Origin of the sequence: Nocardia arthritidis NBRC 100137 (genome assembly GCF_001612765.1) — a bacterium.
Lineage (GTDB): Bacteria > Actinomycetota > Actinomycetes > Mycobacteriales > Mycobacteriaceae > Nocardia > Nocardia arthritidis.
This window is the reverse complement of sequence record NZ_BDBB01000038.1, coordinates 56,083-69,942: the sequence shown is the minus strand read 5'-3', so window position 1 is coordinate 69,942 and position 13,860 is coordinate 56,083. Positions and strand designations below refer to the sequence as shown.

Below are 13,860 nucleotides of genomic sequence, written 5' to 3'. Positions count from 1 at the left end.
TATCCTATCGACTCGGGCCGTTCGTGAGTAGGTTCATGGCGTGATGTCGCGGTCGGCCCATGGTTTTGGGTGTCAGCCGTGTTCGGCGACCTCGAGCAGTATCCGCAGCAAGTCCTCGGGGGCGTCCCGCATCAGGTTGTGGCCGCCGTCGAGCGCGTGGGTCGTCCATCCGACTTCGTTCCGCAGTCGCTGGTAGGTGGCGGTGAACGGCGAGGGAGTTTCCCATCCGGTGGCGTAGACGTAGTGCTTGCGCCGGATGTGGGTGAGATCGCCGGTGAGCCTCAGCGGTTGGAGGACCGACGCGAGCGGGTGCGGTGTGGCTCGTGGATCGAAGAAGGGCAGCGGGCGCACGGCGTCACCGGTATCGACCACGTCCAGGTACCACCGCCGCTCTGCATCCGAAACCAGTGTGAAGCAGGAGTCCCCAGGCCCGGGCACCACGGCATCGAGGTACACCAGCGACTCGACCCGAGCCGCGGCGCGGTCGGCTGCTCCGGTGATCACCATGCCGCCGTAACTGTGGCCGACCAGGACCGCGTCGGTGATGTTCTCGGCGGCCAGCACCGCGGTGACGTCCTGGATATGGGTGTCCAGATTCACTCCGTGGCGGAGATGGACGCGCTCACCGACTCCGGTCGGAGTCAACGGATACACGCGATGACGGTGTGCCCGCAACTGCTCGGTGAGCTGCTCGAAGCACCAGCCGCCGTGGCACATGCCGGGAATCAGAACGAAAGTCGTCACGGTAGTTGTCCTTCTTGTTCGGGTCGCGAGTGGAGCGGCTGGCGGCGATCTCTTGGATCGAACCGATCATTACGATCTGGCACGCTAGCAGATGATCGAACCAGTCGTTACCATCTAGGTATGCCCGTGGCCAAAGGTTCGACGATCGACCCGGCGCGCACTCGCGCCGCCATTCTCGAAGCGGCGCAACCGCTGCTGTACGAGCGGGGGCTCGACGGGGTCGGTGTGGCCGAACTGTGTGCACGGCTCGGAGTGTCCAAGGAGACGCTGTACCGGCACTTCGGCACCAAAGACGGGCTCGTGCGCGCGATGCTCGAGGCGCGCGGTGAAGAGGTGGGGGCATGGCTGGCGAGGGCGATCGAATCGGCCGGTGGCGACCCTGCCGAACAGGTGGCCGCGATCTTCGACGCGATGGGCGAGTGGTACGCGGAACCGGGCTTCCGTGGTTGCGCGATGGTGAACGCGGCGGCCCAGCACTACGACGATGCGGTGCGGGCCATCACCGCAGCGCACCTGCACCGCTATCTCGACCTCTTCACCGGCATCGCCGCCCGCGCCGGAGCGCGGGATCCAGCTGTGCTGGGCCGTCAGTTGCTGATGCTGGTGGAGGGCGCGACCGTCGTGGCGGCGATACACGGTGCGGTGGGTGTCGGCGAGCAGGCTCGCGCCGCCGCGGCGGCGCTGCTCGCCGCGGCCGGGTGAGTCACCCTTCTACTGCTGTAGGTCTACGACGTTGACATGTCGCCCGGAGCGGCGTGTACTGAGAGCACCTACAGATCCGAGGGATCGTCATGATCGTTATCATCGGGCTCGTCATCCTCGTCGCCGCCGTGCTCGTCGGCGTCGCCGGAGTCTTCGCCAACGGCGGCAGCAATCACGCGTTGACCGACAATTTCGCGATATTCGGCTATCACGTCACGGGTTCCACCGGGGTGCTGTTCCTCTACGGCATAGTCGTCGGTGGCATCGGAATCGCCGGGCTGGGCATGTTGCTTGCCGGCGCCCGGCGCACCGCCCGTCGCGGACGTGCCGCGCGTCGTGAACTCGCCGCGCGGCGTGATCTCGACGCCTCCCGCCGAGACACTCCCATCTATTCCAGCCCCACCGGCACCACCGATGCGCCAGGCACCCTTGCCGGCCACGGAACCGGTAACCAGCCCACACACCGCCCACGCGGCCTGGGCAAGTTGTTCGGACGCAGCCCGGCCGCCCGCTGATGACCCCGTAGCGGCCTATGCTCGGAAAGAAGCATTCATCATGACCACTCGAACGACCCTGCCCGGTGCCGGGCGCGATCCCCCTGCGGCATTGGCTGCGCGGTTGGGACTACGGTCCGACGCCCCCGTGCCGGGCCATGTCGACGGCGCATGGTGGCCACGCGGCGACGACCTCGTCGCGGAGCTGCCGGATCTGCTCGCAACGCTGCGCCCGCGGCTCGGCCCAATCCATCGAGTGACCTATCATCTCGGCGAATGGCCGCACGCGCCACGAGGAATCGATGACGCCGGGCGGCGAGTCCGGCTCGACGGGTATCGGTTCAAGCCGGCGCACTCCTTGGATGTCCTCGGTGTCAGCGGGGCCCGGATCGCCTTGCTCGTCGTCCCACCGAAGACCACCCGGGATGCCGCGTACGCGACCATCGACACCGCCGCACACGCCACGATTCCTTCGACCGTCGACGAACTGCGAACGGTCACCGCACGAGCGCAGATCGATCGCACCGAGCGGGAAGCCGCGGAGACCAACTGGGACTCCGAAGGGGGAGCCGCGCCCGGCTGATCAACCCGGATGCTCGCGGCCCTTTTGCCCGAGTCGACTCGGTCATGAATGACGCTGCCCGTAGTCAAGGCCTGGCGGATGTCAGTGGGCAGGCTCGCGCGGTGGCTGTCCGATCGACCATTTCGGTTTCGTGCGCGAGCGCAGGCCGATTTCACCGATCGTTCTCGACCGTTGCGGCCGGGATGCTGTCGTCCGGAGACGATTCGTGCTATCGAGAACGGATGACGCCGACGCGTTCCTTCTACGATGTCGTGATCGTCGGCGGCGGCCACAACGGTTTGGTGGCCGCTGCCTACCTGGCGCGGGCCGGGCGGTCGGTGGTGGTGCTCGAACGGCAGCCGTACACCGGCGGCGCGGCGGTGTCCGAGCGGGTGTTCGCCGGCGTCGATGCCCGACTGTCGCGATACTCGTATCTGGTGAGCCTGTTGCCGCGGTCGATCGTCACGGAGCTGGGCTTGCGGTTCGAGACCCGGCGGCGGGCGGTCTCGTCCTACACACCGGTCGGGGACGGGGGATTGCTGGTCTCGGCGGCGCACCCGCGGACGCAGGCGAGTTTCGCGCGGCTGACCGGCTCGGAGCGGGAGTTCCGCGCCTGGCAGCAGTTCTACGCGGCCACAGCGCAGCTGGCCCGGCGGGTCTTTCCGACGCTGACCCGGCCGCTTCCGTCCAAAGAGGCGCTACGCCACATCGTGGACGACGCGGCCATCTGGGAAGCGCTGTTCGAGCGGCCGCTGGGCGAGACGATCGAGTCCACTTTCGCCGACGATACCGTGCGCGGCGTGGTGCTCACCGACGCACTGATCGGTACTTTCACCCATGCGCACGATCCGTCGCTGCGGCAGAATCGCTGCTTCCTCTACCACGTGATCGGCGGCGGGACCGGCGCCTGGGACGTGCCGGTGGGCGGCATGGGCGCGCTCACCGACGCACTGACTACGGCCGCTCGCGAGGCAGGAGCGGAGATCGTCACCGGCTGCGAGGTGACGACCATCGAAACAGACAGTGGCACGGCGGAAGTCGGCTATCCGGACGGAACGATCGGCGCACGGCGCGTCCTGGCGAACGTCGCGCCTTACACTCTCGCCGGACTGCTCGGCGAGCCCCTGCCGCCGAAACCCGAAGGCGCGCAGCTGAAGATGAACATGTTGCTGCGGCGTCTCCCGCGGTTGCGCGACGCCGAAGCCGATCCCCGGGAGGCGTTCGCGGGGACTTTCCACATCGGGGAGTCGTACGCCCAGCTCGACCGAGCCTACGGTGAGGCCGCGATCGGCCGGATCCCGTCCGCGCCACCCGCTGAAATCTATTGCCACACATTGACGGATCCGACGATTTTGGGACCGGAACTGGCCGCGCAGGGGGCGCACACCCTCACGCTGTTCGGACTGCACGCTCGCGGAAAACTCTTCGCCGCCGACCACGCCGCAGCCAAAGACGAGATCGTGCGAGCGACTCTCGCGCAACTGGATTCGGTGCTCGCCGAGCCGATCGCGGACTGTTTGGCGACGGACGAGAACGGCGCACCCTGCCTCGAGACGAAAACTCCGATCGAACTGGAGCGCGAGGTCGGCCTCCCCGGCGGACACATCTTCCACCGGGATCTGGCCTTCCCTTACCTGCCGGAGGACGCCGATCCCGCCGACCCCGCAGCCCGGTGGGGCGTGGCGACCGGCCACCGCAACGTGTTGCTGTGCGGTGCGGGCGCCATCCGGGGTGGCGGGGTCAGCGGCATCCCTGGGCACAACGCAGCGATGGCCGTGCTGGACTCCGATCAGGCAGGCTGACCCCGCAGCGCGATCTTGGCGGCGCGGCCCGGCGTCTCGGTGGTGACCGCCGCATCCGCCGCTTCCTCCAGCGGATAGGCGGCTTCGATATCCAGCCGCAGGATGCCGTCGGCCGCGAGGTCGATCAGCTCGCGCATGAGCCGCCCTCGATGCTCGGCGCCGATCTCCTCGATCCGCTTGGCGCCCCAGAAGCCCTTGATCAGCACCTGTTTGAAGATCAGCGCGCCCGGGTCGAGCGACAACGGCTGCCCCGAGAGCGCACCGAACGAGATCAGCTGCCCGCCCGGCGCGAGCAATGCCAATTCGGCGGCCGCGGCGCGACCGCCGACCTGATCGACGGCCCGGAGGATCGGCGCACCCGAGGTGGCCGCCTCCACCTGGTCGCGCCAGCCCTCGCTCTCGGTGTCGAGCACCGGCTCGTAGCCGAGTTCGCGCAGCGCCGCGACCGAGGCCGGGCCGCGCACGAGATTCAGCACGTTCAAACCGCGTTGCCGGGCGAAGACGTTCACGAGCCTGCCGACCGCGCCGTTGGCGGCATTGATCGTCAGCCAGTCGCCGGACGACAGTTCGAGGTCCTCGATCAGCATCAGCGCGCTCAACGGCATGGCCAGCAGCTGGGCCGCGGTCTCGTCGGAGACCGCGTCGGGAAGCGGAATCACCTGCCGGGCCGGGACCACGAAATACTCGGCCCACACGTTCTGCGCACCGGACACCGTCACCCGCCGGCCGACCGACAGGCCGTCGACCTCCGGACCCACCGCGTCGACCCGCGCGACCGCCTCGCTGCCCGGGATGGCGGGCAACTCCGGCCGGTAGCCGTACACGCCGCGCACGATGGCCAGATCGTGATTGTGGATCGGCGACAGGATCAGCGCGAGCCGCACCTCGCCCGGCCCTGGCTCGGGAACCGGGCGTTCCGCGGTGGCCAGCACGTCCTTCGGTTCGCCGAATCGTTCGATGACTACGGCACGCATAACCGCTCCTTCTCGATCAGTCGTCGGCAACGAGGACCTGGACGTCGATATTGCCGCGGGTCGCGTTGGAATACGGGCACACCTGATGGGCTTTGTCGGCGAGCGTCTGCGCGTCCTCGCGGGACAAATGGGGAAGCGAGACCTCCAGCGTAACGGCCAGGCCGAAGCCACCGGCGTCGTTCGGGCCGATACCGACCTTCGCGCCGACTGCGGAGTCCTCGACATTGGTCGAGGTCTGCTTGCCGACCAGGCGCAACGCCGAATGGAAACACGCCGCGTAGCCCGCCGCGAACAGCTGTTCGGGGTTGGTGCCCTCGCCGTTGCCGCCCATTTCTTTGGGAATCGACAGATTCACGTCGAGCTTGCCGTCGGTGGTGCGCGCATGGCCGTCGCGACCGTCGCCGCTGGCCAGGGCCTCCGCGGTGTAGAGGATCCGCATGTCTACTCTCCTTCGTTCAACTGAGACTTCAGCGCCTCGGTCAGTCGGTGCAAAATGCCGCGCAACGCGATGACTTCGTCCATGGACAAGCCACTGGCCTCGGCCATCTGGGCGGGGATGTCACCCGCCTCGGCGCGCAGCGCGCGCCCGCGCTCGGTGAGCCGGATGTCGACGCGGCGTTCGTCGGCCGCCGACCGCCGACGCTCGACCAAGCCGGCCGCCTCCAGTCGCTTGAGCAGCGGAGAGAGCGTGCCGGAATCGAGGTCGAGCGCCTGGCAGACGTCTCCGACGCTGCGTTCGTCGCGTTCCCACAGCGCCAGCATCACCAGGTACTGCGGGTAGGTGAGCCCGAGCCGTTCCAGCTTCGGGCGGTAGACCGCCGTCATCGCCCGGGACGCCGCGTAGAGCGGGAAGCAGAGTTGCTCGTCGAGGGTGAGGTGATCGGTCATGAGCAATAATGTAGTGGCCAATTTGGTTGTGTACAACCTAAATGGTGAGTAGCGCGCGTCACAGTGCCCGCGGAGGGAAGCCGTTCAGCGTGCCGGGAAGCGAAGGACGCGATCGTCGCCGCTCGCGGGGTCACCCCGGCCGTCGGTGTTGGAAGTGGTGAGCCACAGCGCTCCGTCCGAGGCGACTTCCACGGTGCGCAACCGGCCGTACCGGTCGCGCAGTTCGGTTCGGGGTTCGCCCACGCGTCCGTCCTCGAGCGGCACGGTCCACAGCCGCTGCCCGCGTAGCGCAGCGACGTAGAGGGTGTCGCCGGCGATGGCGATGCCCGAAGGCGAGGCTTCCGCGGTGGTCCAGGTCAGCAGCGGATCGGTGAAGCCGCGGTCGGCGCCGCCCCCGCCCTCGACGTCGGGCCAGCCGTAGTTGCGGCCGGGCTCGATTCGATTGACCTCGTCGAACCGGTTCTGCCCGAACTCCGCCGCGAACAGGCGTCCGGCCCGATCCCACGCCAGTCCCTGCACGTTGCGGTGGCCGAGACTGTAGACGGGCGAGCCGATATACGGATTACCCGGCGCCGGACGGCCTTCGGGAGTCACACGCAGGATCTTTCCGTTCAGGCTCGCCGGATCCTGCGAACGTCCCGATTCCCCGGCGTCGCCGGTCCCGGCGTACAGCATGCCGTCCGGCCCGAACGCGATGCGTCCGCCGTTGTGGTTACCGGCCTTGGCGATGCCGGTGACCAGCACCTCCGGCCGGGCGTCGAGCCGGAACCGGACGATCCGATTGTCCGTCTCGGAGGTGAAATAGGCGTAGAGGTAACGGCTTTCGGTGTAGTCCGGCGCGACGGCGAGTCCGAGCAGACCGCCTTCGCCACGTGCGGCGACGTCTGGCAGCCGGTAGACCTGCTCCGGCGCACGGCCCGCGGCGACTCGCACGATCCATCCGGAGTTACGCTCCGCGACCAGCGCGGCGCCGTCGGGCAGGAAGGCCAGGCCCCACGGCACCTCGATGCCCCTCGCGACTTCCTCGGCGGCATCGAGGTCGGGTCTTCCCGCCGGGTTGCTCGGTGCGATGGTGCCTGTCGTAGGCGCACCGCTCGGCGCGGTCGGGCTCTCGCCGCCGCAGGCGCCTACCGCCGCTACGGAAAAGAGCAAGGCGATCACCGCAAGCAAGCGCGGTGCGTGGACCGGGACCTCGTTACCAGGGGCGCACGCTCGGTCGGCACCCGCGCCGCCCGAAGGCACCGGGATGTCGAGGAATCGGCCCGATTCGAGTGCCATCAGCCGAGATACGTGCCGTACCAATCCAAGACGCGACGCCAAGCTTCGGTGGCCGCCGCGGCGTTGTACCGCTGACCGGTGTCGTTGAAGAAGGCGTGGTCGGCGTCGGGTGCGGTGAAGATCTGGTGCGGGGCGCCCGAGCGGGCCAGTGCGGCCTCCGCGGCGGGCCGCGAGGCGTTCACGCGGGCGTCGGCCGCCGCGTAGACACCGAGCACCGCGGCTTTCGACGCGGAGAGGTCGCCGTTGTCCGGAAACGGGCCGTAGAAGGGCGTCGCCGCCGCGAGCGGGGACGGGCCGGAGGCCAGCAGTAGCCAGGTCAGGCCGCCGCCGAAGCAGAAACCGGTGGCGCCGAGCTTCTTTCCCTCGACCCGGCGCTGGAGTTCGTCGAGCCCGGCGCGCAAGTCGGCGACGAGCTGTTCCTGCGGGATACGGCTCAGTTCGGCGGTCGCGGCGGCGGGATCGGTGAACGCGGCGGTGCCGCCTCGCGCGGACAGCAGGTCGACCGCGAGCGCGGAGTATCCGGCGCCCGCGAAACGTCCTGCCACCGAACGGATGTGATCGGTGAGGCCCTTGTTCTCGTGGACGACCAACACCCCACCCCGCGGCTGCGGCGCCGCCGCCCACGCGGCTTGCAGTGGCGTCGCGCCGGGTCCGGCGAAGGTGACAGCGGCGGTCGGGAGGGCGGCGGCGGCACCGGGTGGCGTCGACGGCGCCGTGGGGCTGGGCCTGGAATCGGTGATCGCGGTGTCGTTGCTCGCGCAGGCGGCCAGCAGGGCGGTTGCGGCGGTGACGCCGAGCCCGAGCAGCCCGAGCCTGCGCAGTGCCTCCCGCCGGGGGAGCAGGCCGTCGGCGTGATCGGCGGCGATCTCCTCGGCGATGTAGCGCTGCAACGGCGTCATGCGCCCACGATAAGCCGGATCGTTCACGGGTGCGTGGCGTTCACCGTCGGTTCGCCCACGACAAACCGGCCCTACCGCGCATCCCACGGCATTCGCCAGTCGATTGCTACGTTGTCGCTCAATCGGGCGATCGATGGTCGGTCCGCACACCGGTCGAGGGAGCGAGATGGCAGCGGGGCGTGACATGGGACGAACGATGAGCAGGGCGATCCGGATGTTGGCGACGGTCGCGGTGCTGGCGGCCGTGGGATTCGTGGCGGGGCCCGCGGTCGCGGAGCCGTCCGCCGAGTCCCACACCATGGGATGGACCGCGTTGCACGACGGGCCACAGCCGTATGCCGACGTGCACATCGACTGGGACGTCCCGATCCGGATGAGCGACGGCGTCGTGCTGAAGGCCAACGTGTACCGACCGGTGAAGCAGGGCGGCGAGGTGGAGCAGCAGCCGCTGCCGACCATCGTGAATCTGACGCCGTACACCAAGCTGATGACCAACCTGATCGACACGGCGCTCGCGGTGCCAGGCTTGCAGCCGCTGACCGTCCGGCTGGTCAACCGCGTGAATCTGGCCCGTACGCCGGTCAGTGGTTTCGGCGATCTGCTGCACGCGGTCGACGGCGGCACCGTGCAGACGGTCCTCGGACTCGATCGCAACCTGATCCGCGCCGGATACACCCAGGTCATCGTCGACGTGCGCGGGACCGGTTTCTCCCAGGGGGCATGGGACACCCTCGGCGAGCGGGAACAACTCGACAGCCGCGAGGTGATCGACTGGGCGGCCGCGCAGCCGTGGTCGAACGGCCGGATCGGAATGAGCGGCGGCTCGTATTCGGGGATCAACCAGCTGCGCGCCGCCGAGGACGCACCGGCGCCGCTGCGGGCGATCTTCCCCGTGGAACCCGGCAGCGACCTGATGCGCGACGTCGTCGCCCCGGGCGGCGGGGTGGGGACGACGTTCCTGCCGATGTGGCTCAACACGGTCAACCAGCTGAAGCTGATTCCCGACGTGCAATCGATGTTGAACGGCACCTTCGACTGGGGGTGGCTGCACGAACGGATGTCCGATCCGGCCAGCAACGTCGATCTGCTGGCCCAAGCGCTGCTCACGCCTTCGCTCGACCATGTGCCGCCCGCGCTGGCCGACGCGCTGGACGAGGACAGCTACTTCCGGCGCGGCATCGAAGGTCACCCGGAGCGCATCACGGTGCCCACCTTCGTCTACGGCGGCTGGCACGACATCTTCGCCAACAGCGCGACCAAGCTGTACAACGCCATCCCGCTGCCCGCGGGCAGGAAGCAATTGATCGTCGGCGACACCTATCACGCGAATCCCGGCGCGGGAACCGGCATTCCCGGCGCTCCGCCGCGGCTGGACGTGTTGCAGCGGGTGTGGTTCGACAAGTGGCTGAAGGACGTCGACCACGGCTTGGGCGACTTCGGGCCGGTCACCGTGTGGGAACAGGGAGGCGGCTGGATCACCCTCGGGCAATTCCCGCAGAAGGACCTCAACCATCGCCGCGTGTATCTCTCGGCGACGCCGAGCGGCACCACCGGAAAAGCGGTATACGACGGATCGCTGACGATGACCGTCCCCGACGAGCGACGGACGTTGACGGTGGCGCCCGGCCTCGCCGCGGCGTGTTCCCGCGATACCGCGCAGGGCTCGGCGGGCATGGCCGCGGTGGTGGACGTGTGCGCGAAGGACTCGCGCATCGCCGAGCGTAACGCGCTGACCTTCACCAGCGCGCCGATGACCGAGCGCACGGTCATCTCGGGTCCGGTGAATGTGCACCTCAACACCGTGCACGACGCCACCGACGGCTACTGGAGCGTCACGATGAACGATGTGGCCCCCGACGGATCCTCGAAGGTGCTGACCACCGGGCAGCTGACCGCCTCCCTGCGCGCCGTCGACGAGCGCAAGAGCAGCCGCACATCGGCCGGCGATCTGACCGAACCGTTCAATCCGCTCACCCTGGACAGTGTGCAGCCGGTCGTTCCCGGTGTGCCTGTGGCGCTGGACATCGCGGTCATCCCCACCCAAGCGGTGCTGCAACCCGGCCACCGGCTGCGCATCGACGTCTTCGCGGGCAACTCGCCGAAGGCTCTGGCCTTCCGCCCCATGCTCAACAACACCGAACTGAAGCCCCAGCACCTCGAGTTGGATCCGTCGGCGCCGAGCTTCGTCATCGTGCCGACCAACCGTCCGCTGGGCTGAGCGCCGCGCGGGGTCGTCTCGCCGGGCGACCCCACGCGCCGGGGCTCACAATTGCGACTGCACCTGCGCGGAGATCAGTTCGAGATGCTCGAGATCGGTCAGATCCAGCACCTGCAAGTAGATGCGGCCGGTGCCGATCTCGGTGTACCGGCCGATCTTGTCCACCACCTCGGCGGGTGAGCCGGCCAGGCCGTTGGTCTTCAGCTCGTCCACCTCGCGTCCGATCGCGGCGGCCCGGCGCGCCACCTCGGCGTCGTTCGCGCCGACGCAGACCACCAGCGCGTTGGAGTAGACCAGGTCGTCGGCCGCGCGTCCGTAGTTTTCGGCGGCGGCGCGCACCCGGTCGAACTGCCGGGCGCTGTCCTCGAGCGAGGAGAACGGCATATTGAACTCGGCGGCGTACTGCGCGGCCAACCGGGGGGTGCGGGTGGCGCCCTGGCCGCCGATCAGCACCGGAATCGGGTCCTGCACCGGTTTGGGCAGGGCGGGGGAATCGGTGAGCTGGTAGTGCTTGCCCTCGTAGCTGAACGTGTCGCCGGGTTTGGTCGCCCAGAGCCCGGTGATGATGGCCAGCTGTTCTTCCAGCCGGGCGAACTTGTCGGCGGGGAACGGGATGCCGTACGCGGCGTGCTCCTCGGCGAACCAGCCGCTGCCAAGACCGAATTCGACCCGGCCGCCGGACATCTGGTCGACCTGGGCGACCTGGATGGCGAGCGGGCCGGGCAGCCGGAAGGTGGCGGCGGTGACCAGGGTGCCCAGGCGGATCCGTTTGGTCTCCCTGGCCAGTCCGGCGAGGGTGATCCAGGCATCGGTGGGGCCGGGCAGGCCGTCGGCGCCGCCCATGCTCAGGTAGTGGTCGGAGCGGAAGAACGCGTCGAATCCCAAGTCCTCGGTGGCCTTGGCAACGGTGAGCAGCGTGTCGTAGCTCGCACCCTGCTGCGGCTCGGTGAAGATGCGTAGTTCCATGTCGACGACCCTAGTCGGTCGGAGCATGGGCGGATCGCTCCGCTCGCGCCAGGTGGACGACGGGGAAATCAGGGGGTGCTGTGCCGGGAGCGGTGCGGCAACGCCGTTCGCACGTGGGCGGGTTCGGCGCGGGAATTCGTAGTGAACCGGCGGGCCGGGGTACGTGACGAAAACTCGAGAACGTCGCCGGGTCAGCGAGACTCACGAGGGCTGTCGTCGTGCCGCACGGCCTGCGCATCCCGCAGGTGGTCGTCGAGATAGAGGCGGAATCCCTCGTGGACGAGATGCTGGACGGTGTCCATCGGAACCCCGACCCCGGCCCACCGGGTGGCGGCCTCCAAGATGCGGACCGTGCGCGCCGGTCGCTCGGGATCGACGGACGCGACCAGATCGAGGCAGTGCGTGACGGTGGCGCGAATCTCCTCGCGCAGCAGGTTCCCCCGCTCCACGTGCCGCCGGGGAATGATGCCGAGCAGGCGCCGCACGATGTGCTCGGTAGCCGGGACGAACTCGGCGGACGCCGCGGCGGCGCCGCGTGGGGATGGCATGCCGCTGCTCAGACTCCGCCTCCGCGGCGAGGCGCCCGTAGCTCGGGCGTGCGGTCGCGGTTCGGATGTCGGACCAGGTCCGTGCATTGCGTCATCGCGAACATTCGTACTTCCCATCCGGTCCGCGCGGATTTCGAATCTTTTGACGCAGAACGAAATCGGCGGGCCGCAGTCTCGGTCCTCGAAATCCAGCCGCAGGCGGTGCGAATCGTCACTGCACGGGCCGACGAAGTGCTCGCCCGCTAGGTTGTTGCCGATGACAAGTCCGCGCGCACGACAGACCCGCCGCCATGGGGGAAGGAGGTTCGAGTGCACGATGTACCGGTGATCGTCGTGATGGGGGTGTCGGGTTCGGGAAAGACGACGGTAGGCTCCCGCCTGGCCGACGCGCTCGGGGTGGAGTACGCCGAAGGCGACGACTTCCACCCGGGCGCGAACGTCGCGAAGATGGCGTCGGGGGCTCCGTTGGACGATGCCGACCGCGCGCCCTGGCTCGACGCCCTGGCCGCCTGGATGGCCGAGCGATCCGGACGGGGCGGCGTCGTCACGTGCTCGGCTCTCAAACGGATCTACCGCGACCGGCTGCGCGCCGCCGCCCCCGAGGCGTTCTTCCTGCATCTGAGCGTGCCACGCGCCGAACTCGAGCGGCGCGTGGCCGGACGTCGCGGGCATTTCATGCCGCCGAGCCTGCTCGATTCACAGCTGGCCACCCTGCAGCCGCTCGGTCCCGACGAGGACGGCAGCACCATCGATGCGGCACGCCCGCCCGAAGAGGTGGTCCGGCAAGCCGTGGCAGCGCTGGACAGGTGAGCCGCGCGTCGGGGTTCGCCCGCTAGAGGCCGCCGAGATCCGACAAACCATCGAAAGCGAGATCGAGGCCGCGCCACAACGTGTCGATCTCGGCGGTCACGACGGGTGCCGCGGTCGGATCCTGCATGGCCAATCCGTTCCAGAGAATGACGACGTTGGCGCCCGCGTCGGCCAGACGGAGCAGGGGGCCGGTCGCCACCCCGCGACCGACCACCAGGTCCAAGCCCTCGCCGACGAAGTAAAAGCGCCACAGCGGGCCGAGGTCGCCGCCGTAGACCGCTTTGGTGGCGTCGACGATCAGCGCACCGTGCTGGGCGATCGCGTCGACGATGCGGAAATAGTCGCCCGCGTTGGCGGCGGTGCTGCCGACCGCGGCGACGGAATAGGACAGGTCGACGCTCAGATGCGCGTTGTACCCGGCCATCGCCACGCGCGCGGGGGACAGCTCGCAGCGGCTGGTCAGAGCGAAATAGTGCGCCCAGTGCGGGTCGACGGGTGCGCCGGTGAATTCGGCGTGCACCGTGTGCAGGAAGCGCGACAGCAGTTCCAGACTGATCCGATGCGCCCATTCCGGGTCGTCGAACGACGCGGGGTCGCGCTGCAACGGCAGGACGGCGGCCCGTTCGACCGCGTCGAGCCCGAGGGCGAACACCCCGCGCAGATCATGGTGGGCGACCAGGATCTCCGTGATCCGCCGGTGCCGGTCGACGGCTTGCTCCAATTGCCGCAGCGCGGAACCGGTCAGCGCCCCGGTGTCGGACAGTTCCGCGATCGCGGCCGTTTCGGCGGGCGCCAACGGTGTGCCGCACGGCGTGGCCGCCGGTGCGGCGGAGGCGTTCGCCGGACCGAGCGAGATCGTGAGGATCAGCGCCGTCACAGCCGAGGTCAGTGCTGACAAAAGCTGCCGCGCAGCAGTACTACTCGGCGTACGCGCGAGGATGTCGGGCATGCTGGCTCCAGGGTCGTGAATCGCGA

At 68.9% G+C, this 13,860-nt stretch carries 15 protein-coding genes; 6 read left to right on the top strand and 9 right to left on the bottom strand.

The window, feature by feature from the left end; translation table 11 throughout:
• Positions 1-72: 72 nt before the first annotated feature.
• Positions 73-744, bottom strand: a complete 672-nt coding sequence (locus NA8_RS24490) for an alpha/beta fold hydrolase (protein ID WP_063052694.1) — start codon at positions 742-744, stop codon at positions 73-75.
• Positions 745-864: 120 nt separating this feature from the next.
• Here NA8_RS24490 and NA8_RS24485 point away from each other — a divergent pair, with 120 nt between their 5' ends.
• The 4 genes from NA8_RS24485 (at position 865) to NA8_RS24470 (ending at position 4,304) form a co-directional block, all read left to right on the top strand.
• Positions 865-1,446 carry a TetR/AcrR family transcriptional regulator gene (locus NA8_RS24485; RefSeq protein ID WP_063052693.1) on the top strand — a complete coding sequence of 194 codons (582 nt, stop codon included), beginning with the start codon at positions 865-867 and terminating at the stop codon, positions 1,444-1,446.
• 89 nt (positions 1,447-1,535) lie between these two features.
• Positions 1,536-1,961, top strand: coding sequence for a hypothetical protein (locus tag NA8_RS35305; RefSeq protein ID WP_245663980.1), 426 nt, complete (start codon positions 1,536-1,538; stop codon positions 1,959-1,961).
• Between the two features lie 40 nt (positions 1,962-2,001).
• Entirely contained in the window at positions 2,002-2,523 is a 522-nt protein-coding gene (locus NA8_RS24475; protein ID WP_063052692.1) for a DUF5994 family protein, read from the top strand.
• Between the two features lie 221 nt (positions 2,524-2,744).
• Positions 2,745-4,304: a phytoene desaturase family protein gene (locus NA8_RS24470; protein WP_063052728.1), complete on the top strand. Its 1,560-nt coding sequence runs from the start codon at positions 2,745-2,747 to the stop codon at positions 4,302-4,304.
• Here the strand turns inward: NA8_RS24470 and NA8_RS24465 are convergent.
• The 5 genes from NA8_RS24465 to NA8_RS24445 all read right to left on the bottom strand — a co-directional run bounded on the left by NA8_RS24465 (position 4,292) and on the right by NA8_RS24445 (position 8,343).
• On the bottom strand, positions 4,292-5,278 hold the full coding sequence (locus tag NA8_RS24465; RefSeq protein WP_063052691.1) for a zinc-binding dehydrogenase: 987 nt from the start codon (positions 5,276-5,278) through the stop codon (positions 4,292-4,294). The two genes, NA8_RS24470 and NA8_RS24465, sit on opposite strands and share 13 nt — an antisense overlap.
• Positions 5,279-5,294: 16 nt before the next feature.
• Positions 5,295-5,717: an organic hydroperoxide resistance protein gene (locus NA8_RS24460; RefSeq protein ID WP_063052690.1), complete on the bottom strand. Its 423-nt coding sequence runs from the start codon at positions 5,715-5,717 to the stop codon at positions 5,295-5,297.
• Positions 5,718-5,719: 2 nt separating this feature from the next.
• Complete coding sequence (locus NA8_RS24455) at positions 5,720-6,166, bottom strand: MarR family winged helix-turn-helix transcriptional regulator (protein ID WP_063052689.1); 447 nt, start codon at positions 6,164-6,166, stop codon at positions 5,720-5,722.
• A gap of 84 nt (positions 6,167-6,250) precedes the next feature.
• A complete protein-coding gene (locus NA8_RS24450; RefSeq protein WP_084467059.1) occupies positions 6,251-7,444 on the bottom strand; it encodes a PQQ-dependent sugar dehydrogenase in 1,194 nt (397 codons plus the stop codon).
• Positions 7,444-8,343 carry a dienelactone hydrolase family protein gene (locus tag NA8_RS24445; RefSeq protein ID WP_063052688.1) on the bottom strand — a complete coding sequence of 300 codons (900 nt, stop codon included), beginning with the start codon at positions 8,341-8,343 and terminating at the stop codon, positions 7,444-7,446. Before NA8_RS24445 ends, NA8_RS24450 begins: the two co-directional genes overlap by 1 nt.
• 196 nt (positions 8,344-8,539) lie before the next feature.
• On the opposite strand from NA8_RS24445, the gene NA8_RS24440 reads away from it, so the two are divergent.
• Complete coding sequence (locus tag NA8_RS24440; RefSeq protein ID WP_063052687.1) at positions 8,540-10,561, top strand: CocE/NonD family hydrolase; 2,022 nt, start codon at positions 8,540-8,542, stop codon at positions 10,559-10,561.
• 45 nt (positions 10,562-10,606) lie between these two features.
• Here the strand turns inward: NA8_RS24440 and NA8_RS24435 are convergent, their stop codons facing one another.
• Positions 10,607-11,527: an LLM class F420-dependent oxidoreductase gene (locus NA8_RS24435; RefSeq protein WP_063052686.1), complete on the bottom strand. Its 921-nt coding sequence runs from the start codon at positions 11,525-11,527 to the stop codon at positions 10,607-10,609.
• Positions 11,528-11,718: 191 nt separating this feature from the next.
• Complete coding sequence (locus NA8_RS24430; protein ID WP_063052685.1) at positions 11,719-12,075, bottom strand: RsbRD N-terminal domain-containing protein; 357 nt, start codon at positions 12,073-12,075, stop codon at positions 11,719-11,721.
• A gap of 336 nt (positions 12,076-12,411) precedes the next feature.
• Between NA8_RS24430 and NA8_RS24425 the strand changes: the two genes are divergently transcribed.
• Positions 12,412-12,885 (top strand): gluconokinase, encoded by a 474-nt coding sequence (locus NA8_RS24425; RefSeq protein WP_063052726.1) that lies wholly within the window; start codon positions 12,412-12,414, stop codon positions 12,883-12,885.
• Positions 12,886-12,907: 22 nt separating this feature from the next.
• Here NA8_RS24425 and NA8_RS24420 read toward each other — a convergent pair whose 3' ends face one another.
• Entirely contained in the window at positions 12,908-13,834 is a 927-nt protein-coding gene (locus NA8_RS24420) for a DUF5995 family protein (protein WP_063052684.1), read from the bottom strand.
• Positions 13,835-13,860: the final 26 nt, after the last annotated feature.

Coding starts and splice junctions, on each gene's coding strand:
- NA8_RS24485 (WP_063052693.1), top strand. CDS start 865: ATGCCCGTGGCCAAAGGTTCGACGATCGACCCGGCGCGCACTCGCGCC.
- NA8_RS35305 (WP_245663980.1), top strand. CDS start 1,536: ATGATCGTTATCATCGGGCTCGTCATCCTCGTCGCCGCCGTGCTCGTC.
- NA8_RS24475 (WP_063052692.1), top strand. CDS start 2,002: ATGACCACTCGAACGACCCTGCCCGGTGCCGGGCGCGATCCCCCTGCG.
- NA8_RS24470 (WP_063052728.1), top strand. CDS start 2,745: ATGACGCCGACGCGTTCCTTCTACGATGTCGTGATCGTCGGCGGCGGC.
- NA8_RS24465 (WP_063052691.1), bottom strand. CDS start 5,278: ATGCGTGCCGTAGTCATCGAACGATTCGGCGAACCGAAGGACGTGCTG.
- NA8_RS24460 (WP_063052690.1), bottom strand. CDS start 5,717: ATGCGGATCCTCTACACCGCGGAGGCCCTGGCCAGCGGCGACGGTCGC.
- NA8_RS24455 (WP_063052689.1), bottom strand. CDS start 6,166: ATGACCGATCACCTCACCCTCGACGAGCAACTCTGCTTCCCGCTCTAC.
- NA8_RS24450 (WP_084467059.1), bottom strand. CDS start 7,444: ATGGCACTCGAATCGGGCCGATTCCTCGACATCCCGGTGCCTTCGGGC.
- NA8_RS24445 (WP_063052688.1), bottom strand. CDS start 8,343: ATGACGCCGTTGCAGCGCTACATCGCCGAGGAGATCGCCGCCGATCAC.
- NA8_RS24440 (WP_063052687.1), top strand. CDS start 8,540: ATGAGCAGGGCGATCCGGATGTTGGCGACGGTCGCGGTGCTGGCGGCC.
- NA8_RS24435 (WP_063052686.1), bottom strand. CDS start 11,527: ATGGAACTACGCATCTTCACCGAGCCGCAGCAGGGTGCGAGCTACGAC.
- NA8_RS24430 (WP_063052685.1), bottom strand. CDS start 12,075: ATGCCATCCCCACGCGGCGCCGCCGCGGCGTCCGCCGAGTTCGTCCCG.
- NA8_RS24425 (WP_063052726.1), top strand. CDS start 12,412: ATGGGGGTGTCGGGTTCGGGAAAGACGACGGTAGGCTCCCGCCTGGCC.
- NA8_RS24420 (WP_063052684.1), bottom strand. CDS start 13,834: ATGCCCGACATCCTCGCGCGTACGCCGAGTAGTACTGCTGCGCGGCAG.